Origin of the sequence: Vibrio neptunius (assembly GCF_000967495.1) — a bacterium.
Taxonomy (GTDB): Bacteria; Pseudomonadota; Gammaproteobacteria; order Enterobacterales; family Vibrionaceae; genus Vibrio; species Vibrio neptunius.
In genome coordinates, this window is record NZ_JXXU01000023.1 from 1 (window position 1) to 21,749 (window position 21,749).

Below are 21,749 nucleotides of genomic sequence, written 5' to 3' on the forward strand. Positions count from 1 at the left end.
TAGGTTTATATTGTTAAAGAACTTTGCTTCGAGCTTCCCTCGAAACGGACGGCCATTTTAGCGATATAACTCATAGTGTCAAACACTTTTTTTGTTATTTCTCTTAAAGTTAAATGATTAACTTCACTCCGTCTTTTTGTCGACGAGATTTGTTTAGCATCCCGTGACAACGAGGGCGCATTATAGGGAGTTCATTCGACAGTACAAGGGGTAAATGGAAAAAATCTATACTTTTTACTTTGTTCGCTCGCAATTTAATCAAAACGATGTAAATCAAAGCAAAAAGGGCTCTCAAGAGCCCTTTTATCCATATTATTATTGATGTGCAATAATTTGATCTTTACTGACCAATAACTTAACGGGTTTATCTGGCACGATTTTCCCTGCCAGTATTGCTTTAGCCAGTGGATTTTCGACACTTTGCTGGATTGCCCTTTTCAGAGGTCGAGCGCCATATACCGGATCGAAGCCAACTTGCGCAATCAGATCCAGCGCCTTATCTGAAACTTCCAGCGCATAACCTCTTTCTTCCATACGCTTGGACAGTCTTTGTAACTGAATAGATGCAATCGACTTAATGTGCTCCTGGCCAAGTGGATGGAAAACAACACTCTCATCGACACGGTTTAGAAACTCCGGACGGAAATGTTTATTGACGACTTCCATCACCTGTTCTTTCATTCCGTGATAATCCAAAGAACCAAAGTTTTCCTGAATTCTCGCCGAACCTAAATTGGATGTCATAATAACAACCGTATTGCGGAAATCGACGGTGCGACCTTGGCCATCAGTTAAACGGCCATCATCAAGCACTTGCAACAGAATGTTGAACACATCTGGATGCGCTTTTTCAACTTCGTCTAACAAGATCACGGAGTAAGGTTTTCTGCGTACAGCTTCCGTCAGGTAGCCGCCTTCTTCATAGCCAACATACCCCGGAGGAGCCCCTACCAGTCGAGCGACTGAATGTTTTTCCATAAACTCGGACATATCAATTCGAACCATGGCGTCTTCACTGTCAAACATAAAGCTTGCCAGCGTTTTGCATAATTCCGTCTTACCAACACCTGTTGGGCCCAAGAATAAGAAGGAGCCTATCGGTTTATTAGGATCCGAAAGCCCTGCTCTGCTGCGGCGAATAGCATTTGAAACCACTTCTACAGCTTCGGTTTGACCAATAACACGGGCATGTAGCACCTCTTCCATACGAAGAAGCTTTTCTTTTTCCGCTTCTAGCATTTTGGAAACAGGGATACCAGTCTGCTTAGACAATACATCAGCTATCTCATTGTCTGTAACTTTGTTACGCAACAAGGTCATTTCCTGCATCTCAGCTTGAGTGGCCAAATCAAGTTGCTTTTCCAACTCAGGAATACGACCATACTGAAGTTCAGACATTCGATTAAGGTCACCAGCTCGACGAGCAAACTCCATATCCATTCGAGCCTGCTCTAACTCACTCTTGATGTGCTGCGTACCCGATAAAGACGCTTTTTCTGCGTTCCACACTTCTTCAAGTTCGGCAAATGCTCGTTCTTTATCTTCCAGCTCTTCATTAAGGTTGCTTAGACGTTTCTCACTCGCTTCATCGTGTTCATTGGTCAACGCTTGCTGTTCAATTTTAAGCTGGATAATTTTCCGCTCCAGCTTATCGAGCGACTCAGGTTTAGAGTCGATCTGCATGCGGATACTTGATGCGGCCTCATCAATCAAGTCAATCGCTTTATCGGGCAATTGACGATCGGAGACGTAACGATGGGATAAACTCGCCGCAGCGACAATTGCAGGATCGGTAATTTCTACATGGTGATGCAGCTCGTAGCGCTCTTTCAATCCACGTAAAATCGCCACCGTGTCTTCAACCGAGGGCTCATCCACCAGCACTTTTTGAAAACGGCGCTCTAACGCCGGATCTTTTTCAATATATTGGCGGTATTCGTCTAATGTAGTGGCACCAACGCAGTGAAGCTCTCCACGTGCCAACGCCGGTTTGAGCATGTTACCTGCATCCATGGATCCTTCGCCTTTTCCGGCCCCAACCATGGTATGAATCTCATCAATAAAGAGGATGACATTGCCTTCTTCTTTGGAAAGCTCATTAAGAACCGATTTCAATCGCTCTTCAAATTCACCACGATATTTAGCGCCAGCAACTAAAGCACCCATATCAAGTGACAGAACTCGTTTGTTGCGTAAGCCTTCAGGAACTTCATTATTGATGATGCGCTGCGCTAACCCTTCAACAATTGCAGTTTTGCCGACACCGGGTTCACCGATAATCACAGGATTATTCTTGGTTCGACGTTGCAGTACTTGAATCGTGCGGCGAATCTCGTCATCACGGCCGATGACTGGGTCCAATTTACCTTGCTCAGCTCGCTCGGTGAGATCGATAGTGAACTTTTCCAAAGCTTGGCGCAAATCTTCAGCATTTTGATCATTCACTTTTTGCCCGCCGCGAACCTTATCAATGGCATTACTCAGCTTGGCTTCGGTTAAACCTAACTCTTTTAAAAGATCACCGAGTGGTCCGCGATCCTCAATGGCAGCAAGAAGGAAAACTTCTGAAGAAATGTAGGCGTCCTGACGCTTTTGCGCGACTTTGTCACACAGATTAAAAAGTGTACCCATCGAACTGGACAGCTGAACATCACCACCGATACCACTGACTTTGGGTAAACGGTCAAGAATCTCACTCAACTTAGAACGTAAATGGGTAACATCGACATCGAGCATCGTCAGTAATGGCCTAATAGGACTGCCATTCTGATCCATCAGCGCAACCATCAAGTGCACTGGTTCGATGTATTGATGATCGCGCCCCAGCGCGAGCGATTGTGCGTCAGATATCGCTATTTGGAATTTGCTTGTGAATCTGTCGAGACGCATACCTACCTTCCTAACCTTAACGGAGAATACTCTTATAGTCAGTATGAAAGATGGATACGCAAGAATCGATTTTCAAGGGGAGAGTGCTAAGTTTCCTTAGCAATTCTGGGCGTTACTTTTCCAACCATATAAACGTTGCTTGCCTCCCAGTAACCCCATCTCGACGATAAGAAAAGAAGCGCTTCGGATTGAGATAAGTACACAGTTCACTGTAATAAACGTCAGTCACACCGACGTGATTCAAGCGCTGAGTAACAAGCATGTTCATATCTGCTAGCCATTTCCCCGGCTTTTTACGTGGTACAAATGCCTTTTTAGCCTCAGAGTCGAACGAGGTGAATGCATCCAATACGTCCTGACCAACCTCAAATGCAGAAGCACCGATTGCAGGGCCAATCCAAGCCATTACCTGCCCGTCAAATTTCGCGACCGCATTTTCAACAATCCCATCGGCCAAACCGCGCCAGCCAGCATGAACCGCTGCCACTTGTGTACCAGCGGTATTGGTCAACAAAACGGGTAAACAATCAGCGGTCATAGCAGAACACACTACGCCTATTCGCTGAGTAAAGAGGCCATCAGCATCCAGTACGTTTTGCGTTGGTCTGTCAGCTTCCAATACAAGTGTAGAGTGTGTCTGATTAAGCCAAATTGGTGCCGTCGGCATCTGAGATTGCTGCGTTAACCATTGACGGTTCTTTTCAATAATCGCAAGTTCATCCCCAACATGTGCGCCAAGGTTTAACCCTTGATAAACACCAGAAGAAAAGCCTTGGTGTCGAGTCGAAGCAAAAGCTTTAACATGGCTCGGTGCAGGCCAGTTAGGGATGATAATATCCATCTTAGAATTCGTCTTCTAATCCGTGTTGTTGCGTATCTTGGCGAAGTGCTTCGGCCATTTCGACAATGTCATCTGGTACTGGCGCGTGGAACTCCAACTCTTCTCCGGTTACCGGATGATCAAACTTTAGCATCACAGCATGGAGCGCTTGACGATCAAACTTACGGATCATTTCCGCCAGTTCTTCTGAAGCACCAGAAGGAATTCGCGCGCGACCACCATAAGCAGAATCACCTAACAAAGGATGCTGAAGGTAAGACATGTGCACACGGATCTGGTGAGTACGCCCGGTTTCAAGTCGTAAGCGAATACGAGTGTGTTCACGGAAATGTTCAGCAACTCGGTAGTGCGTCACCGCAGGCTTACCCATTGGACTAACCGCCATCAAAGTACGCTTTGTTGAGTGGCGGCCAATCGGCTGTTCTACTCGTCCACCAGCCGTCATACGGCCAATCGCGATAGCTTCGTACTCACGTACGAAGTTGCGCTTTTTCTGTAGAGCACGCACTAAACGAGTTTGGGCTGGCACCGTTTTGGCGACGACCATTAGGCCCGTTGTATCTTTATCGAGACGATGCACAATACCCGCTCGTGGCACTTCAGCGATACTTGGATAATAGTGTAACAGCGCATTCAGCACTGTGCCATCTGGTGTACCTGCCCCTGGGTGTACAACAAAACCACGAGGTTTATTGATCACTAAGATATCATCGTCTTCATATACGATATCAAGAGGAATATCTTGTGCTTCCCAGCGCTCTTCATCTTCCAGTTCTGCTTGAAGGATAATTTCCTCGCCACCCATAACCTTGGTGCGAGGTTTTGTGATCACTTCACCATTAACTTTAACTTTACCGCCAAGCAACCATTCCTTTAAGCGCGAGCGAGAAAAGTCAGCGAATAATTCTGCGATAGCTTGGTCTAGACGTTGGCCTAGTTGGCTATCTTTTACTGTATTTGTTAATTCAATCTGCTGAGCCATATCGAACTTTTTTAAAAACTGTGAGACTAATTGTCACTAGTGTGGAAGAATATCGCTCCATTGTATCTGCTACCGGCAAGAAAGTAACGGAAGCGCAAAAAATATTTATCTCAAGGAATCGAATCCTGACATGAAAAAGCATACTTTATCTGGCTTATTGGCACTGTCCGTTTTGGTTGGCTGTTCTAGCAGCGAAGAAATCGTTCCGGATGTACCGCCATCAGAACTCTACTCAGAAGCACAGGTATCGCTGCAAAGTGGCAATTGGTTAACAGCTATCAACAAGCTAGAAGCACTGGACTCTCGCTACCCGTTCGGTGCTTATTCTGAGCAAGTTCAGCTGGATCTAATTTATGCTTACTACAAAAACGACGATTTAGCGCTTGGCCTTGCAACTATTGAACGTTTCTCTCGCCTCAACCCAACTCACGAAAAGCTAGACTGGGTTTTGTACATGCGTGGACTAACTCATATGGCACAAGATCGTAACTTTATGCATGACCTATTTAATGTTGATCGAAGTGATCGAGATCCTGAACCCGTCAAAAAAGCCTTTGCTGACTTCAAAAAATTACTAGAGCGCAATCCAAATAGCCCTTACGCAGAAGATGCTCAAAAACGTATGTTTGCCCTGAAAAATCGTTTGGCTGAATACGATCTAGCAACAGCTGACTTCTATCTGCGTCGTGAAGCTTGGATAGCAGCCATCAATCGAACACAAGAATTACAAAAAACTTACCCAGATACAGAAGCAGCACGCAAATCACTTGAGATTCAACTCGAGGCTTACGAAAAGCTTGGTTTGGCCGATCCTGCTAAACATACCGAGCAACTTATCAGGCTAAACCCTCAGTAACGGTGTATAAATGAGAATAAACGCCTCTTTATTGAGGCGTTTTTTTTGCCTACTTTGATGATAGAGTTATTAAGAACTACCTTTAAAAGATGATCTTTCGAGGGTATTTAATGAGCAAAATTGTCTTGTTTCTGATCTTGTTCGTCGCCATACCGCAACATGCCGACGCGCTGTCATTATCACCATTGAAAAAAAATCCTTATTTTGGCGATCTGGACGAACTTGAAAGGAAAGGAGCGATACGAGTTCTCGTTTCAGCGGATCTTGGCTTTTACTATATTGAGGATGGCAAACCAAAAGGTATTCTCGCTGAATTGTTGTACCACTTTGAAAAAGAACTAAGACAACGTTCATCTTACTTTAACCTACAGATCATCCCTGTCCATCGAGATGAACTTCTCCCTTCTCTTGAAAAAGGCTTCGGTGATCTGATTGTCGCCAATCTGACAATGACTTCCTATCGTTCAAAATATGTCGATTTCAGCATTCCAGTTTTGCAGGGAGTGCGTGAGCTGTTAATCACTCATGATACTAACGTCCCGCCAATTACAGAGTTGAAAGAAATCAGTGGCCAAGAGATCTGGGTTAGAGCCAGCTCCAGTTACTTTGAAAGCTTACAAAAAGTCAATCAAATGCTTGATGTACATGATTTACAGCCTGTCACTATTCGCTTTGTTGAAGAAACTCTTCAAGATATTGAAATTATTGAACTTGTCAATCAAGGTCATATTAATGCTACCGTCCTAGACAGCCATAAAGCCGAACTCTGGCTTAAGGTTATGGATAACATACTCTTACACGATCAAGCACCTATCAGAGTGGATGGTAAAATTGCTTGGGCAATGCGAAAAAACAGCCCCCATTTACAGTCATTCGTAAACCAATATCTAAGGAAAACTCGATCAGGCACTTTGTTGGGTAACGTCATTTATGGCAAATATCTTGACAAAACAGACTGGTTAAAACGTATTCTCCACCCTGATCATATTGGCCGCCTTGACTCGTTATCAGGAATCTTTGCCAATTATTCCGAACAATATGACTTTGACCCACTAATGATCTCAGCGCAAGGTTTTCAAGAATCGGGCTTAGATCAGAGCAAAGTATCACACAAAGGTGCAGTGGGTGTTATGCAGGTGTTACCGAGTACCGCTATGGATCCTAATGTCGCCATACCCAATATTTATCAAGTCGATAACAATATCCATGCGGGCGTGAAATACATGCGTTTTATCAAGGACCGCTATTTTAGTGATGATGAGATCACGCCCGACAATCAGGTTTATTTTTCCCTTGCCGCTTACAACGCTGGCCCGGCTAATATTCGTAAGATGCGTAATTTGGCCAAGCAGCATGGCTATGATCCAAATCGATGGTTCCGGCATGTTGAGATCATGGCAAGACGTAATATTGGTCGTGAGCCAGTTCACTATGTCTCCAACATCAATCGGTATTTTGTCATTTACAAGCAGCTCAACGCACTAAAAGAGCAACGTAAACTTCAATCCACTAGCAAAAGCACACCAGCTCTCTTCGTTCCTAGTATCGATAAGTAACGCAGGAAAAATATACTCAGACAGAGAACCTGAAAACTATAAAGGGGAATGAGAAGAGAATCACACTGGTAGTTGAGCAACAATTAACCGCAAGTTTTTATCAGGTCGAACAAGTGCCCTAAAAAGCAGATGATTTTTAGTATGTTGCCTCTCTCAATCTAGCGATATTTTTTTGGGGCACAAGCTTTTTCAGCGCCAAATAAACCAAGTATTTGAGATAGATCACGTTTAATTTCAATCTAAAAACACACCACCAAAAAAGTGATTTATATCACATTATTTTAAACTTGGGCGAGTAATCTGAAGTTAACCCATAAGGGATGCAACAGAGGAAAACATCTATGAAAGTAAACATCACTGGTAAAAACATCGAAACCACCTCTGCAATCCGAGCCCATATTGAGAGCAAATTTAAAAAGCTGGAAAAATGGCAAGTAGACATCATCGGATGTCAGGCAAGCTTCTGTGAGGAGCCAAACAAACAGAAGAAATTTGAAGCTGTTATTACCGTCCCTAAAGGTCAGCTTGTGGCGTCTGCAACCAACGAAGATCTTTATATTGCGATCAATGAAGTAGAGCAAAAACTAGAACGTCAGCTCAATAAACTTCGTCACAAGCCTGAAGCACGACGTACAGAGAAACCGGAGCTTGAAGAGATAGAAAGCGAATAATAGTTAACTCATATTGATGAGTTACTGAGGATTTAAAAAATAGCGCCAGAAGGCGCTATTTTTTTACTTGACGCTCACTAAACGGTTGCTTATTGTGTTGGCAGCATCACAATAAAAGTAACGTTCTATGACCCACAACACTCTGTTCTTTTTTGACTTCTTTTTTCTCCACTAAGCTTGGAGGCTCTCTCGTTTTCGAAAGAAAAGTCAAAAACGAACAGGAAGCCTCCCAAAAGGGAGGCTTTTTTTATGAAGGAATGCAGGATGACCGAACAAAAATACTCACTCGATGAAATTCGCTTACGTTTAAATGAGCTGGATGACGAACTGTTGAAGCTCTTATCAGAACGAAGAAAAATGAGTATCGAAGTGGCAAAGAGTAAAGTTCAGACATCTAAACCAGTTCGTGACGCAAGTCGAGAACAACAGTTATTGGTGAAACTGATTAACGCTGGTCATAACAAGTATGAACTCGATGCTCAGTATATTACCAAGCTATTCCACACTATTATTGAAGACTCTGTTTTGCTGCAACAATCTTACCTGCAGAATCTCGCCAATCCTGAGTTGAGCCGTAAACCGCTGGCTCGAGTGGCCTTCCTTGGTTCTAAAGGATCATACTCCCACCTCGCTAGCCGTGAATATTTCAGCCGTAAAAACACAGAGCTGATAGAGCTCAATTGCGAGCACTTCAAAGAGGTGACACAGACGGTTGAATCTGGTCATGCCGATTATGGCGTACTGCCAATTGAAAACACTAGCTCCGGTTCAATCAATGAAGTATACGATCTGCTGCAACATACTACACTGTATATCGTTGGTGAAATGACCCTACCAATCGAACATTGCTTGGTTGCAACTTCGGATATTCGTTTAGAAGAGATAAAAACCCTCTACTCACACCCACAACCTCATCAACAATGCAGTGAATTCCTAAGCCGAATGAAAGGCGTCACACTGGAGTCTTGTGCCAGCACTGCCGATGCAATGCAGAAGGTTAAGGAAATGGGTCGCCGCGATGTTGCCGCGATTGGTAATGCTTCAAGTGGTAAACTCTATGGTTTACAGTCGATCCAAGGCAATATTGCTAACCAAACTGAGAACCATACCCGTTTCATCATAGTAGCACGCAAACCCGTGGAGGTTTCCAGCCAGATCCCAGCAAAAACGACACTCATCATGTCAACTTCCCAAGACGCCGGCTCTTTAGTCGCAACTTTACTCGTGCTACAAAAGTACGGAATCAACATCAACAAATTGGAATCGCGTCCAATTATGGGGAACCCTTGGGAAGAAATGTTTTATGTTGATCTCGAATCTCACCTTGAATCCGACGAGATGCAGCAAGCTCTGAACGAACTAACAAAACTGACTAAACATTTAAAAGTTTTGGGTTGTTACCCAAGCGAAAATGTCAAACCAACAACAGTGAAACTTCAGTAATTAAACAATGCAGATCAAATAAATTACTTACAAGGACTGACACTAATTATAAATGCACCTAATATTCCGCTTGTTAGTTGCATATTAGGTGTGTGTCAGTCCTTTTAACATATCACTCTGATAGGCGTTATCCATTCATGGGTCAAAAGGCCACTTTCTAGCTGATATGAAATCACTATTTCTACTTACCTTCGCACTTTTTGTGCCGAGTTTTTCTACTCACGCTAATCCTCCGCTCAATGTCTACATGTGGGAAGATACGCTCTCACCGAATGTCATTGAAAGTTGGCAATCGAGCACAGGTACTCCGCTGAAGCTATCCCATTTTGACAATGACGATGAACGTAGCTTGTTGATGATGAAAGGTATTCAGTTACCTTTTGATCTCGTGGTTTTAGATAATGTTTCAGCACAGATATATGGACGTTTAGGCTCGTTTGAAAATCTTACCCAGCTGAAAAATCGTCATCATAACGACGAAAAATGGCTCCAGGCCTGTGGTGAATACGCCGTCCCTTACTTTTGGGGAACAGTGGGCATTGCCTATCGTAAAGACATAGTGAAAAGGCCCCCAACCAGCTGGCAAGAATTTGTCCATCCACCAAAAGTTCTGGAAGGGCGTATTGGGATGATCAACGACAGCGTTGAAAGCTTTCTGCCGGTATTTTATAGCTTGGGGATCTCTCCAATAGAAGAACAAGAATCGCTCTTCCAGCAAGCCTACCCCGAATTGCAATCTTTCAGCGCCAAAGTACTCACCTACGAGTACATACTCAGCTACATCCGCAGTAATAGGAATGCTGAAAAGCTGGCAATGGCTCTCGCTTATAGTGGTGACCAATATTCATTAAACCGCTACTACACAGATAATCATTGGGACTTCATCGTTCCTGAAGGTGAGTTGTTTTTATGGGTTGATTGTCTGGCGGTCAGTAGTCATTCAACTAATAAGGGAAGCGCAAAAGCTTTCCTTGAGTACCTTATGGATCCCACTATTGCTGCAACAAATGCAACAGACATCAAAGCTGCAACGCCAAACTTAACGGCGTTAAAACAGATGCCTGATTGGTATCTAGATGATGCATCATTGTTTCCAGAACAACAGCGAGTCGAGCAAGGGCGCGTAGATAGCGAACTCTCGGCATCCAATATCAGCTTACGAGCAAAAATAATAAATCGCATTCTGAAACGTCATGAAGCTCAGTACTAGAGTTCTGTTGCTAGTTTCCCCAGTCATCCTAACCAGTGCTGCGTTTTCTAGCTACGGCATATATAACAACCAAAAAGATGCGTTAATTAAACGCGAAAACAGCTACCTTCAATTAACGATGGAAAAGCTCGCAGGCCACTTTCGTCAATCAGTGGCTCTGCTGAACAGCTATTCCCTGACCTTAACAAAGAGTGACATTATCCGTCATTACTTTGGTCAGCAGGCTAACCCGTATAGGGAGATGGAGCTGATCGACAACCTGCAGACGACGATTGAGAATCTTCAAGCCAATAAGCAAAACGATATTGCTGTCGCGATTCTGAATCATAATCGCGCTCCGCAGTTCTATGCTGATAATCAGTCCGATCCTTTTTCTAAGCTCGACCAGAATGTATTCCGTTTTGTCGATCGAACCTATCGCCGCACGGGTAATACGTCCTACACTGGATTTACGCAAAACCACCAAGGACAGAGCATTTTAGTACGCTACGATGTCCTCGATACCAATACGCTGATCTCTCCACTTAGCTACAATACCGACCAAGTCTTTTTTATCGTAGTGTATCTATCTTTGGATAAATTTGATCAACTTAAACACATTCTCGAATTCGACAATGACAGCAGCATATTTTTCGCTGACCAACCGATCATTAAATCAGGATTAACCCATTCAGTTGAACTCAAACCACACCTTTATGCAGTGTTGGATCCCGCCCAATATCTGCTGGACGAAAAGCTGCACAAAATCGAACAAAGGCTGTTGTTGTTCTTTGGAGCTTCCACTGTAGCCACAATCCTGATCCTACTATTTCTGCTCCATCGTCGCGTCATCAGCCCAATTACTCGCCTTGAACACCAACTTCAGCAAGTCGAGCAACATAAGCGTCATAACATTGAACGACTCAGCAGCGACGACGAAATTGGTCGTTTATCCGCTCGTTTTTATGACATGTACAAAGAGCTCAATTCAAGTTATCAAAAAACCAAAGCCATGGCGGAGAACGACCATCTAACACAACTGGCCAATCGCCATCAGTTTCAAGTTTATGTCGAACGTACAATTGCCAACAAATTACTCCACACCCATGCTTGGATCCTGTATATCGACTTGGACAACTTTAAGTACGTCAATGACAAATACGGACATCACCTAGGTGACTCGTTGTTGGTAAACTTCGCCGACCATATCCGTGAAATCTGTCATCAGTATGAATTGTCTTATGGCGTCAAGTGTATCGCTTCAAGATTGTCTGGCGATGAATTTGCCATTTTCATAGCGTCCGCATGCGAGAATAATTACCCAGACAAGATCGCCCAAGCGGTTTTGGAACCGATTCAAGACCCTCAGTGTTCACCTCTGGGTAGCTTTCCTATCACTGCCAGTATCGGTGTCGCGAGCTACCCTCAAGACGGACAGGATTTAGCTAAGCTGTTGTCTAATGCTGACACCGCCATGTATCAGGCCAAACGTGCAGGAAAAAATCAGGTCGCACGATATTCACAAGCACTGGATCAAATTGTTCGCCGCCGTACCCAGATTGAGCGAGCATTGAGAAATGGTGAATTCGACAATGAATTTCATTTGATGTACCAGCCTTATTTTGACCGTTCAGGTAAGACCATTGTGGGCGTCGAAGCTCTGTTGCGCTGGGATTCACCCAAAATGGGCAAGGTGAATCCGGGAGAATTTATCCCTATCTCAGAAAAAACCGGTCTGTTTGGTAAGATTGATCGCTGGGTCATACTTCAAGCGTTTAAAGATTTTGTGACACTACAAAGCTGTTTTGATCATCCGATTCAGTTGTCCATCAATCTCTCTTCTGCGGAGCTCGACTCCTTGCAGCTCGCGCGAGACATACAACACGCCGCCAAGCAGTTTGATGTCGTCCCCGGCTTAGTGGATTTTGAGATAACAGAAACCTTTGCCACAGACTCTCAAAGCTACTCATTGTTACATGAACTATCATTGATGGGCTTTAAGCTAGCGATTGATGATTTTGGTTCCGGCTATACATCTATCTCTCAGCTTGTAGAATATCCGGTACAGAAAATTAAGCTCGACCGTGAGTTTCTTACCGCGCTGATCAAAACCAACAATCAGAAGGTGGTGAAACCACTGGTGGATTTGTGTCACTCACAATCAATGATAGTGACCGCTGAAGGCATAGAGTCACAGGAAATGCACCAATGGCTGGCGGAGAATCAATGCGATTACATGCAAGGGTATTTCCTTTCTCCCCCTATTTCACTGCATGAGCTCAAACACCTCGATTTATTCACACAAGGAAATCAACATGTCGGTGAAGAAAGTTATTGTCGCTTCGCTTAACCCAGCCAAAATCAATGCTGTCAAAAGCGCATTTCAAGCAGCCTTTAACTCAAAAACGTTTGAATTTGTCGGTGTGAATGTCGCTAGTGAAGTAGCCGAACAACCAATGTGCAATGAGGAAACGCATACCGGTGCGCTAAACCGAGTGCGCAACGCTAAGATGTCCTACCCTAATGGCGACTACTATGTGGGTTTAGAGGCTGGTATTGAAAGTAATGTCACGTTTGCATGGATGGTAATTGAATCCGAGACACAACGAGGAGAGTCTCGGTCTGCTAGCTTAATGTTGCCACCCGTTGTGATGGAAAAACTAACTAAAGCTAATGAGTTGGGTGATGTGATGGACGAAGTATTTGGCACTGAGAACATTAAACAAAAGGGTGGCGCTATTAGCTTGCTGACGCAAGACCAATTGACGCGCAGCAGTGTGTATCATCAGGCCTTGATATTGGCATTAATTCCGTTTACTAACCCAGAACATTTCCCCGCTAATCTCTAGGGTCTGTTGACCTTTTGCGGTTAAATTTTGTTCGAGATAAAAGCGTTTTAGTCGCGGCGAGAGGTTTGTCGCCTAGTGACCTAAGCAAAACACCTCTCAACAAAGAGTAAAACGCTTTTAGCCGAACCCTCTGGGCAGCGTTTGTGGTTCCTTTCTACTGCGTTATCGGCTTATCAGGTAGGGCAACTACGTTTCAAATCCTCTGCCTTGTATAAAGAACCCACAAACTGCTGCAAAAATCAGCTCAAAAGATCAACAGACCCTAATAAAAATAAAGGTGCCGAGGGCACCTTTATTTAGGTTCAAGTAAGGCTGAGATATCAGCCTTTTCTGCTTCACTCTTTGACTTCAGTTCATTAGATCCGCGAGTTATAGTTGCGACACCCACCCCTAACATCTGACTGATTTGTCGCTGAGACAGTTCACCTTTAAGCAGTTCACGGCATATATTGACCCTTGCGATCAAAGATTCACGCTCATCGGGTGTGAGCAGCATGGTCAACAACATTTCGTGTTGGTTGGACTCGCTGCTCGTTTTAATCAAATCTAAGATCTGTTGCCAGTCGGTGTACTCAGGTTGTGTTGCCATTTGCTCTCGCTGCCTAGAACGTCATAAAACTAGTATCTGGTGTCGATCTCATTCTGATTGAGAAACGCTCCATCGACCCCCAAAAGGTTACGGTAATAGGTTTCAAACATCAGAATGTTCTGCACATAACCACGGGTTTCCTTAAATGGAATCGCTTCAATAAATGCGTAAGCATCCAGTTTACCTTGGGTACGTTCACGCCAAGTTTTCACTCGATGCGGTCCTGCATTATACGCAGCAAGCGCAAAAATTCGATTATTATCGTATCGCTCTAGCAAGCCTTTTAGATAATGACTGCCTATTTCAATGTTTTTACCAACCTCGTATAAGTCATTGCTACTACGATACGCCAGCTGATATTTACGCGCAGTGTACTTAGCTGTTGATGGCATAATTTGCATAATACCTCGAGCGCCAACGGGAGAACGCGCTTCAACATCCAATCCGCTCTCTTGTCTCGCCAAAGACATGAGCGTGATAGGATCGATGCTGTGCTTTTCGCCATAGAAGTTAAACCACCAGCGATGGGCTACTGGAAAACGCAGCTCAAGGTTGTCCCACATTTTGGCCTTGATGCTCGCCGTAACCGTCAAGTGAGACCATTCTTTATAGGAAGCATAAGCCGCTAACATCTCTTTTTGCTCAGCATTAGCTCGATTAAGCAACCAACGCCATTCATTCTTCGCAGCGGCAATTTTATCTCGCTCTATCAACTCTTCGATACGGACTAAAGCCGTCATAAACGGCTTTACCGTTTGGTGTTCATAAGAGATGGTAGAGACGGGATAGTTTATTGAGCGCTTGATCTCTTTCGCCGCAGCAACGCTGTAGAAGTTTCTCTGGCCAAGCATATTTTCAAGACGCTGGCTGCCTTTCATGATATCGCCCAACGCCACTTCACTGCGTCCTAACCAATATTGCCAACGCAGACTTTGCTGAGCAGTCTCGGGGAGGTGGCCTATCCAGTTTTCCACATCACGCCAGTCGGCTGCTTGAATCGCCAAACGAATTCGACGCTCAATCAAAGCAATATTGCTGGATGTTCCAATCTTTTTATCTCGCCATTTAGCCAAAGATTCTGAATCCGTATTAATCAGACGGAAAGCAATATAGTCAGCCAGCTTCTGAACCTCACTTGCAGGCATTTTCTGTGCAGAGGTTGCTTGGTCAAATACGCTTTGTGCCTTATTGACATCTTTTCTTGCCAGCTTTTTCAATGCAAGCCCTGTCTGAGAACGATTAAAATCACTTTGGGTATGCTGACGAGCAAATGCAACAACGTTTTCTGGCCGATTAAACAAGGCCTTCATATCGGAAGCTTGCTGGCGGGATCGATCAGAGTTGAGGAGCCTCTTGAGGTAATTCATTAACGAACCATTGCGTTCTTCAAATGCTAGCAACATACGCTCAAGGATTTGTTGATCGGTTCTCAGCCCAGCTCTGTTCCATGCTTCAAATAGAGGATCACAAGCATCAGCAATACTCTGCCCGGAATGCCAAAGTTTGTTTGCCCCTTCAAAAGCCTGATCTTTCTGTCCCGTTTGATAGAGCGCATGGTAGTAGTGGCATTGATAAGTTTCACCACGAGGTTCCACTGTCTGGAATTCTGCCAACTTTTGCCATTCCTTCTGTCTGGCAAGGCTGTCGATATATGGCGCTCGAATACGAGCTGAAAATGGCAGCGAACGATAAGTATCAATAAACGCTTCCACTTCCGCCGGTGCTCGTTGCCCTATATCGACTAAAAAAGCGCGGTAGTCTGTATAAGGAGTCAGAGGATAACTTTTGATTTTACTGCGAATTTTTTGGTATTGGGTGACCTGATTATTGTCTAGGTATTCTTGTGCTTGATCATAGATTTTCCGTTGTTGCTGGAGCTCACTTGCTATTGCTGAAGTGGCTAAACTTGCGCTGCAAACCATCGAGACCCAAGTCAAAATCGATGAAGGAATGCGATGCAGCGACTTTGAAAACGTCAGCATCATAAATTCTCGTCCTGTTGAGAATAATTAGTAGGGTAGATAATTTATGCTTATTGTAAGCGGCCATGTAAAGGGTATAGATGCAAATAATAATAAATTCACACAACTGTGACATAAGTTGCACCACTACAAATGTATTGCTCACTTATCCATCAACAAGGTCAATTAGTTTTCCATACTCCTTATTTCGAAGGTAACAAAGCACCCCATCTTGGTATAAAATGCCCCTTTACGTGAATTGAAATTTTAGGAACGATCGGCAATGGCTGAATACGTATATACCATGTCGCGGGTGAGCAAAATCGTGCCACCTAAGCGTCAAATTCTGAAAGACATCTCGCTAAGCTTTTTCCCTGGTGCCAAGATCGGTGTTCTAGGTCTGAACGGTGCGGGTAAATCCACCCTACTACGTATCATGGCGGGTATTGATACTGATATCGATGGTGAAGCACGTCCACAACCAGGCTTGAATGTCGGCTACCTACCGCAAGAACCTGTATTAGACGAGTCTAAAACCGTACGTGAAATCGTTGAAGAAGCGGTATCGGACGTTGCAGGTGCGATGAAGCGTCTTGACGAAGTATACGCTGCGTACGCAGAACCTGATGCTGATTTCGATGCTCTTGCAAAAGAGCAAGGCGAGCTGGAAGCACTTATTCAAGCCAAAGACGGCCACAATCTAGATAACACTCTTGAGCGTGCTGCTGATGCACTGCGTCTTCCAGAGTGGGATCAGAAGATCGAACACTTATCAGGTGGTGAACGTCGCCGTGTCGCTATCTGTCGCCTGCTACTTGAGAAGCCAGATATGTTGCTTCTGGACGAACCAACCAACCACTTGGATGCAGAATCTGTCGCTTGGCTGGAGCGATTCCTAGTTGACTATACTGGTACTGTTGTTGCAATCACACACGACCGTTATTTCCTAGACAATGCAGCAGGCTGGATTCTAGAACTTGACCGTGGTGAAGGGATTCCATGGCAAGGCAACTATACCTCATGGCTAGAGCAAAAAGACGCTCGTTTGCAGCAAGAAGCCTCTCAGGAAAAAGCGCGTCAGAAAACCATTGAGAAAGAACTTGAATGGGTTCGCCAGAATCCAAAAGGGCGTCAGGCAAAATCAAAAGCTCGTATGGCACGTTTTGAAGAGCTTCAAAGTGGTGATCACCAGAAACGCAATGAAACTAACGAGCTATTCATCCCACCAGGCGAGCGCCTAGGTGATAAAGTTATTGAAGTAAATAACCTAACTAAGTCGTTCGACGGCCGTGTTCTCATTGACGACCTTTCATTCAGTATGCCAAAAGGTGCCATTGTCGGTATCATCGGCGCGAACGGCGCAGGTAAGTCTACCCTCTTCAAGATGCTGAGTGGCACAGAACAGCCAGATTCAGGCTCTATTGAGATGGGTGATACTGTTAAGCTAGCGTCTGTAGACCAGTTCCGTGACAGCATGGATGACAGCAAAACTGTCTTCCAGGAAATATCTGAAGGCGCAGACATCATCAAGATCAACAACTTTGAAATTCCTGCGCGCGCTTACTGCTCTCGCTTTAATTTCAAAGGCTCGGACCAACAAAAGATCATCGGTGAACTATCTGGTGGTGAACGCAACCGTGTCCACCTTGCTAAGCTGCTCAAAGCTGGTGGCAACGTACTGCTACTCGATGAACCAACCAATGACCTTGATGTTGAAACGCTGCGTGCACTAGAAGAAGCCCTGTTGGAATTCCCGGGTTGTGCCATGGTAATCTCGCACGACCGTTGGTTCCTAGACCGTATAGCCACACACATCATCGACTATCGTGATGAAGGTCAGGTGAACTTCTACGAAGGTAACTATACTGAGTATATGGAGTGGCTGAAGAAGACCTTAGGTCCGGAAGCAGCAGAACCGCATAGAATCAAATACAAGCGTATTACAAAGTAATCTTGCTTGAAATTTGTGCAAAGGCCGCTATCATTAGCGGCCTTTATTATATATTGATTCAAAAAAGCCACCACATATATCGAGGCTTTAATCAATAGTGCGAACGAGCGCGCATAGTAGTCACTTCTGATTTGATAGCCTTATAGGATACCTTTAAGAGAGACAACTATGATCGAACGCCGTCGATTTTCGCGCATTGTTTACCAGACACAAGCATTGCTATCTCAACAAAACAGAGTGGTGAAATCCTCTTTGTGTGATTTATCCCTGCATGGACTGCTGCTGACGTCAGATGACGCAGATTCGCTTGATGTCGACAGTATGGTAGATGTAGAGTTTTCGCTTCAAGACAGCGATATCACGATTGAGCTAGTCGGCAAAATTGTGGGCCTCAATAACAATGTGATCCGTATAAGTATTGATCATATTGACATTGAGAGTATCGGACATCTGAAGCGGTTAATTGAATTGAATGTCGGTGACGATGAACTCCTACACAGAGACATTGAGCACCTGTCAGATTTGGGTGAATACACCTAACTAAGCAGTATGTCCAACAACATAACAATCTCTATCCCCTCTTCATCTGGGGAGCAACAGTTTCACCTGTCAAGAAAAGCCCTTCTTATTGCTATTGTAGGTTCAATCAGTGTGATTGCCCTCAGTGCGACTGCCACTTATTACAGCTGGCAGCAGCAGGATTCTTCCCGAGCCCAAGTCGTTCAACTGCGTAATCAACTTGCTCAAGCCGAGCAACAATACCAACAGCAGGTCAATGAAACCCATACTTTGTCTCAAGAACTGGAAGAGAAGCGCGACCAAATCCATACCCTAGGCAAGCGAGTTTATGATGTGGAGTCAGTACTTGGTCTTGCTGACGATACACAGGCTGAAAAGTACAACTTGGCGAATCGTATTGATGCCGCAGCGGTCGATTCTGCCGTGCGAGCCACCATGTTTCGCATGATCCCGAACGATACGCCGATGAACTATCTGCGCATCTCTTCACCTTATGGACGACGGATTAATCCAATCACAGGCAAACGTCACACTCATACGGGTATCGATTTGACCTGTAAACGCGGCGAAGCGATTTACGCCCCAGCCGATGGCGTTGTGGAGACAGTTCGACCAAGCTCAAAAGGCTTTGGCAACTTCCTGACTTTGAGACATTCGTTTGGCTTTATGAGCTCATACGCCCACCTAGCGAAATTTAAAGTGCGCAGTGGTCAGTTTGTGAGTAAGGGAGAACTGATTGGGACATGTGGTAATTCTGGAAACTCGACCGGACCTCATCTTCATTATGAGATTCGATTTCTTGGCCGAGCGCTCAACCCTCAATATACCATGGATTGGACACCGGAGAACTTTAACTATTTGTTTGAAAAAGAGAAAAACGTGAAATGGGCGCCTTTGGTTGAATTGATTGACAATACGGTCAGATTACAGGTCAACCTCACTAACCATCCTTATCAGGATGCACCGGTAAATACGGTAAAGCGTGACAAAAACCTATCCGATACTCTCACCATACAATAAAAAGAGCTGCTTAAAGCAGCTCTTAAAACATCAAATTAGTAATGATATGTTAGCTACGATGGATGGAATCATTCGCCTGCTTCAGTAGATTCTGGCTTTCATGCATAAACTGCTGAGAATAGTCACCAAACCATTCGCTTACTTTATTGAAGCTTGTGACAAACGCTTGCTTATCTTTACCATCTAACACTTTCAGTGCTTCGCCAAAACATTGATGGAAGCGCTTTATCATATCGATGTTTTCTTCAGAAGAAAGGATAATATCACCGTATAAGTTCGGATCCTGACCGAAAAGGCGCCCCACCATCGCCAACTCCAACCGATAGATTGGTGAGCTTAGTTTCAACAGTTTATCAATATTTGGGTTCTCACGGCTCAAATGCAGGCCGTAAGCAAAAGACGTAAAGTGGCGTAACGCCTGTATCAAAGTCATCCCGTGATCGTGCTCTGAGGCATCAATCTGGCACAAACTCGCTCCCCAAATAGAGAACTGTTTCAGTAACCACTGGTAGTGTTCTTCACCACGACCATCGCAGTAAACAATGACCTGCTTAGCTAAGCTCGGCACATCAGGGCCAAACATTGGATGCAGTCCGACAACGGGTCCTTGATGCACATTGAGCATACTTTGCAGCGGTTTAGATTTGATCGAGGTTAAATCACACAAAATGCAATCTTTTGGCAGTTTGCCTAGCTTCTCAATCACACCCTGAGTCAGATGAATCGGAACAGTAACTACCACTAGACCTGCGTCCACCAGCATTTCATCCGCTTTATCCCAGTCTTTACTGCCAAGTACTTTGACATCATAACCAGATAGTTTGAACATTCGACCAAACAAACCACCCAGTTGGCCATTACCACCTACAACCACCACAGACCGCAATTCTGGATTCAAACACTTAAAGCCAGAATCGTTCTCACTCGCGTATGACTCACGCATGGTACGACGAAGAATGTCTTCAATCAGCTGAGGCGGTACGCCTTTCTTTTCCGCTTCTTCGCGACGTGACGCTAACATGGCCGCTTCACGATCTGGTGCATAAATCGGCAGACCGTGTTCGCTTTTTACGTCACCAACTTTCTCTACCAGAGACAGTCGTTGTGCCAATAAATCCAGAATTTGTTTGTCTACTGCGTCAATTTGATCACGCAATTCATTCAATTCTACGGCCATGATGTTCCTTGTTACTCTTTTCTTAACCTTTCAGACGATCTTCCAAGAATGGGACCAGTTCTGAGTGTGCATGACGCAATAGTGCCTCAGTTGTATCCCAATTGATACAGGCATCGGTAATTGAAACACCATATTCCATTTCGTTGAGAGGAATATCGGATGGCTGATTACCTTCATTAATATGACTCTCAATCATCAGGCCAATAATCGATTTGTTGCCTTCACGAATTTGGTGAATTACATCTTCAGCAACCAAAGGTTGGCGGCGGAAGTCTTTACGCGAGTTAGCATGGCTACAATCGACCATCAGAGAGGCATCCAGACCAGCTTTTGCCATATCCTGTTCACACTCAGTGACTGACACTGAATCGTAGTTAGTTTGTTTACCACCACGCAGAATAACGTGACCATTTGGGTTACCTTGAGTGGTCAGTAGCGCTACCTGACCTTCACGGCTGATACCCATGAAGCGGTGGCTTGAAGACGCTGCCTGCATCGCATTGATGGCTGTTGCCAAGCTTCCATCAGTACCATTCTTAAAGCCAATCGGCATAGATAGACCACTCGCCATTTCACGGTGAGTCTGAGATTCTGTCGTACGTGCACCAATTGCTGCCCAGCTGAATGTATCCGCTAGGTATTGAGGGCTGATAGGATCCAGCGCTTCAGTCGCCAGTGGAATCTCCATCTCTGCTAGTTCAACTAGCAGTTTTCGCCCTACGTGCAGACCGTGCTCGATATCGAAAGTACCGTCTAGGTGTGGGTCATTAATCAAACCTTTCCAACCCACTGTGGTACGTGGTTTCTCGAAGTAGACGCGCATAACAATGTAAAGCTGGTCGCTGAGCTGCTCAGACAATGCTTTAAGACGCTTAGCGTACTCTTTCGCTGCGTCCAGATCGTGAATTGAGCAAGGACCACATACAACCAATAGGCGATGATCTTTTTTATGAATAATGTTAGCGATAGTCTGACGAGACTCCTGAATAAAACGACGAGCGTTATCACTCAGCGGTATCTTGGCTTTCAGCTCTTCAGGTGTAATTAGAACTTGTTCTTCACTAATATTAATGTTGCTCAATTCGCTTTTTTGCATAACTCAAACCTGTATATATTTTTTTACACCCAATTTTAATCATCTTTACCGGGCTGGATTAATCATAAAATAACAGCCTAAAAACAAATTTCAAGCTGTACATATAAAAAAACACACCGTAAACATTTATATACACAATTATAGTTTGAGCTAGTTAGTT

17 protein-coding genes and 1 other annotated feature are annotated in these 21,749 nt (G+C 44.4%); of the genes, 10 read left to right on the top strand and 7 right to left on the bottom strand.

Translation table 11 applies throughout. The features are described 5' to 3' along the window. Positions 1 to 315: 315 nt before the first annotated feature. The 3 genes from clpB to rluD form a co-directional block, all read right to left on the bottom strand. Complete coding sequence (gene clpB, locus TW84_RS08955) at positions 316 to 2,889, bottom strand: ATP-dependent chaperone ClpB (RefSeq protein ID WP_045975319.1); 2,574 nt, start codon at positions 2,887 to 2,889, stop codon at positions 316 to 318. A 112-nt stretch (positions 2,890 to 3,001) separates the two neighbouring features. After that, positions 3,002 to 3,730, bottom strand: coding sequence for a peptidoglycan editing factor PgeF (gene pgeF, locus TW84_RS08960; protein WP_045975320.1), 729 nt, complete (start codon positions 3,728 to 3,730; stop codon positions 3,002 to 3,004). 1 nt (position 3,731) lies between these two features. After that, positions 3,732 to 4,712 carry a 23S rRNA pseudouridine(1911/1915/1917) synthase RluD gene (gene rluD, locus TW84_RS08965; protein ID WP_045975321.1) on the bottom strand — a complete coding sequence of 327 codons (981 nt, stop codon included), beginning with the start codon at positions 4,710 to 4,712 and terminating at the stop codon, positions 3,732 to 3,734. A gap of 130 nt (positions 4,713 to 4,842) precedes the next feature. On the opposite strand from rluD, the gene TW84_RS08970 reads away from it, so the two are divergent. From TW84_RS08970 to yjjX, 7 genes are all read left to right on the top strand, one after another. Further along, on the top strand, positions 4,843 to 5,568 hold the full coding sequence (locus tag TW84_RS08970; RefSeq protein ID WP_045975322.1) for an outer membrane protein assembly factor BamD: 726 nt from the start codon (positions 4,843 to 4,845) through the stop codon (positions 5,566 to 5,568). A 110-nt stretch (positions 5,569 to 5,678) separates the two neighbouring features. After that, positions 5,679 to 7,124 (top strand): MltF family protein, encoded by a 1,446-nt coding sequence (locus TW84_RS08975; protein WP_084720208.1) that lies wholly within the window; start codon positions 5,679 to 5,681, stop codon positions 7,122 to 7,124. Between the two features lie 341 nt (positions 7,125 to 7,465). Continuing rightward, complete coding sequence (gene hpf / locus TW84_RS08980) at positions 7,466 to 7,795, top strand: ribosome hibernation-promoting factor, HPF/YfiA family (RefSeq protein WP_045975324.1); 330 nt, start codon at positions 7,466 to 7,468, stop codon at positions 7,793 to 7,795. Positions 7,796 to 7,924: 129 nt separating this feature from the next. Next, positions 7,925 to 8,046 (top strand) — a sequence feature (Phe leader region). Between the two features lie 13 nt (positions 8,047 to 8,059). Next, the gene (pheA, locus tag TW84_RS08985; RefSeq protein ID WP_045975325.1) at positions 8,060 to 9,238 is read left to right on the top strand and encodes a prephenate dehydratase; all 1,179 of its coding nucleotides are present in this window, start codon (positions 8,060 to 8,062) and stop codon (positions 9,236 to 9,238) included. 166 nt (positions 9,239 to 9,404) lie between these two features. After that, positions 9,405 to 10,448 carry a polyamine ABC transporter substrate-binding protein gene (locus TW84_RS08990; protein ID WP_045975326.1) on the top strand — a complete coding sequence of 348 codons (1,044 nt, stop codon included), beginning with the start codon at positions 9,405 to 9,407 and terminating at the stop codon, positions 10,446 to 10,448. Continuing rightward, positions 10,432 to 12,777 (top strand): putative bifunctional diguanylate cyclase/phosphodiesterase, encoded by a 2,346-nt coding sequence (locus TW84_RS08995; RefSeq protein WP_045975327.1) that lies wholly within the window; start codon positions 10,432 to 10,434, stop codon positions 12,775 to 12,777. The genes TW84_RS08990 and TW84_RS08995 overlap by 17 nt, the downstream gene beginning before the upstream one ends. After that, positions 12,743 to 13,276 (top strand): inosine/xanthosine triphosphatase, encoded by a 534-nt coding sequence (gene yjjX / locus TW84_RS09000; RefSeq protein ID WP_045975328.1) that lies wholly within the window; start codon positions 12,743 to 12,745, stop codon positions 13,274 to 13,276. The genes TW84_RS08995 and yjjX overlap by 35 nt, the downstream gene beginning before the upstream one ends. Before the next feature lie 292 nt (positions 13,277 to 13,568). Here yjjX and trpR read toward each other — a convergent pair whose 3' ends face one another. Continuing rightward, a complete protein-coding gene (trpR, locus tag TW84_RS09005; protein WP_045975329.1) occupies positions 13,569 to 13,865 on the bottom strand; it encodes a trp operon repressor in 297 nt (98 codons plus the stop codon). Between the two features lie 29 nt (positions 13,866 to 13,894). After that, the gene (gene sltY, locus TW84_RS09010; protein ID WP_045975330.1) at positions 13,895 to 15,850 is read right to left on the bottom strand and encodes a murein transglycosylase; all 1,956 of its coding nucleotides are present in this window, start codon (positions 15,848 to 15,850) and stop codon (positions 13,895 to 13,897) included. 259 nt (positions 15,851 to 16,109) lie between these two features. On the opposite strand from sltY, the gene ettA reads away from it, so the two are divergent. The 3 genes from ettA to TW84_RS09025 all read left to right on the top strand — a co-directional run bounded on the left by ettA (position 16,110) and on the right by TW84_RS09025 (position 19,316). Beyond that, entirely contained in the window at positions 16,110 to 17,777 is a 1,668-nt protein-coding gene (gene ettA, locus TW84_RS09015; RefSeq protein WP_045975331.1) for an energy-dependent translational throttle protein EttA, read from the top strand. Between the two features lie 168 nt (positions 17,778 to 17,945). Next, positions 17,946 to 18,317 (top strand): PilZ domain-containing protein, encoded by a 372-nt coding sequence (locus TW84_RS09020; protein ID WP_045975332.1) that lies wholly within the window; start codon positions 17,946 to 17,948, stop codon positions 18,315 to 18,317. A gap of 9 nt (positions 18,318 to 18,326) precedes the next feature. Continuing rightward, positions 18,327 to 19,316 carry a M23 family metallopeptidase gene (locus TW84_RS09025; RefSeq protein ID WP_045975333.1) on the top strand — a complete coding sequence of 330 codons (990 nt, stop codon included), beginning with the start codon at positions 18,327 to 18,329 and terminating at the stop codon, positions 19,314 to 19,316. Between the two features lie 49 nt (positions 19,317 to 19,365). Here TW84_RS09025 and tyrA read toward each other — a convergent pair whose 3' ends face one another. Further along, on the bottom strand, positions 19,366 to 20,493 hold the full coding sequence (tyrA, locus tag TW84_RS09030) for a bifunctional chorismate mutase/prephenate dehydrogenase (RefSeq protein ID WP_045975334.1): 1,128 nt from the start codon (positions 20,491 to 20,493) through the stop codon (positions 19,366 to 19,368). Between the two features lie 22 nt (positions 20,494 to 20,515). Further along, complete coding sequence (locus TW84_RS09035) at positions 20,516 to 21,589, bottom strand: 3-deoxy-7-phosphoheptulonate synthase (RefSeq protein ID WP_045975335.1); 1,074 nt, start codon at positions 21,587 to 21,589, stop codon at positions 20,516 to 20,518. Positions 21,590 to 21,749: the final 160 nt, after the last annotated feature.

Excerpts from the sequence above, each read along its gene's own strand:
- TW84_RS08990 (WP_045975326.1), top strand. The coding sequence starts at position 9,405 with ATGAAATCACTATTTCTACTTACCTTCGCACTTTTTGTGCCGAGTTTT.
- TW84_RS08975 (WP_084720208.1), top strand. The coding sequence starts at position 5,679 with ATGAGCAAAATTGTCTTGTTTCTGATCTTGTTCGTCGCCATACCGCAA.
- rluD (WP_045975321.1), bottom strand. The coding sequence starts at position 4,712 with ATGGCTCAGCAGATTGAATTAACAAATACAGTAAAAGATAGCCAACTA.
- pheA (WP_045975325.1), top strand. The coding sequence starts at position 8,060 with ATGACCGAACAAAAATACTCACTCGATGAAATTCGCTTACGTTTAAAT.
- tyrA (WP_045975334.1), bottom strand. The coding sequence starts at position 20,493 with ATGGCCGTAGAATTGAATGAATTGCGTGATCAAATTGACGCAGTAGAC.
- TW84_RS09025 (WP_045975333.1), top strand. The coding sequence starts at position 18,327 with ATGTCCAACAACATAACAATCTCTATCCCCTCTTCATCTGGGGAGCAA.
- hpf (WP_045975324.1), top strand. The coding sequence starts at position 7,466 with ATGAAAGTAAACATCACTGGTAAAAACATCGAAACCACCTCTGCAATC.
- clpB (WP_045975319.1), bottom strand. The coding sequence starts at position 2,889 with ATGCGTCTCGACAGATTCACAAGCAAATTCCAAATAGCGATATCTGAC.
- ettA (WP_045975331.1), top strand. The coding sequence starts at position 16,110 with ATGGCTGAATACGTATATACCATGTCGCGGGTGAGCAAAATCGTGCCA.
- trpR (WP_045975329.1), bottom strand. The coding sequence starts at position 13,865 with ATGGCAACACAACCTGAGTACACCGACTGGCAACAGATCTTAGATTTG.
- sltY (WP_045975330.1), bottom strand. The coding sequence starts at position 15,850 with ATGATGCTGACGTTTTCAAAGTCGCTGCATCGCATTCCTTCATCGATT.
- TW84_RS09035 (WP_045975335.1), bottom strand. The coding sequence starts at position 21,589 with ATGCAAAAAAGCGAATTGAGCAACATTAATATTAGTGAAGAACAAGTT.
- TW84_RS08970 (WP_045975322.1), top strand. The coding sequence starts at position 4,843 with ATGAAAAAGCATACTTTATCTGGCTTATTGGCACTGTCCGTTTTGGTT.
- pgeF (WP_045975320.1), bottom strand. The coding sequence starts at position 3,730 with ATGGATATTATCATCCCTAACTGGCCTGCACCGAGCCATGTTAAAGCT.
- TW84_RS09020 (WP_045975332.1), top strand. The coding sequence starts at position 17,946 with ATGATCGAACGCCGTCGATTTTCGCGCATTGTTTACCAGACACAAGCA.
- TW84_RS08995 (WP_045975327.1), top strand. The coding sequence starts at position 10,432 with ATGAAGCTCAGTACTAGAGTTCTGTTGCTAGTTTCCCCAGTCATCCTA.
- yjjX (WP_045975328.1), top strand. The coding sequence starts at position 12,743 with ATGTCGGTGAAGAAAGTTATTGTCGCTTCGCTTAACCCAGCCAAAATC.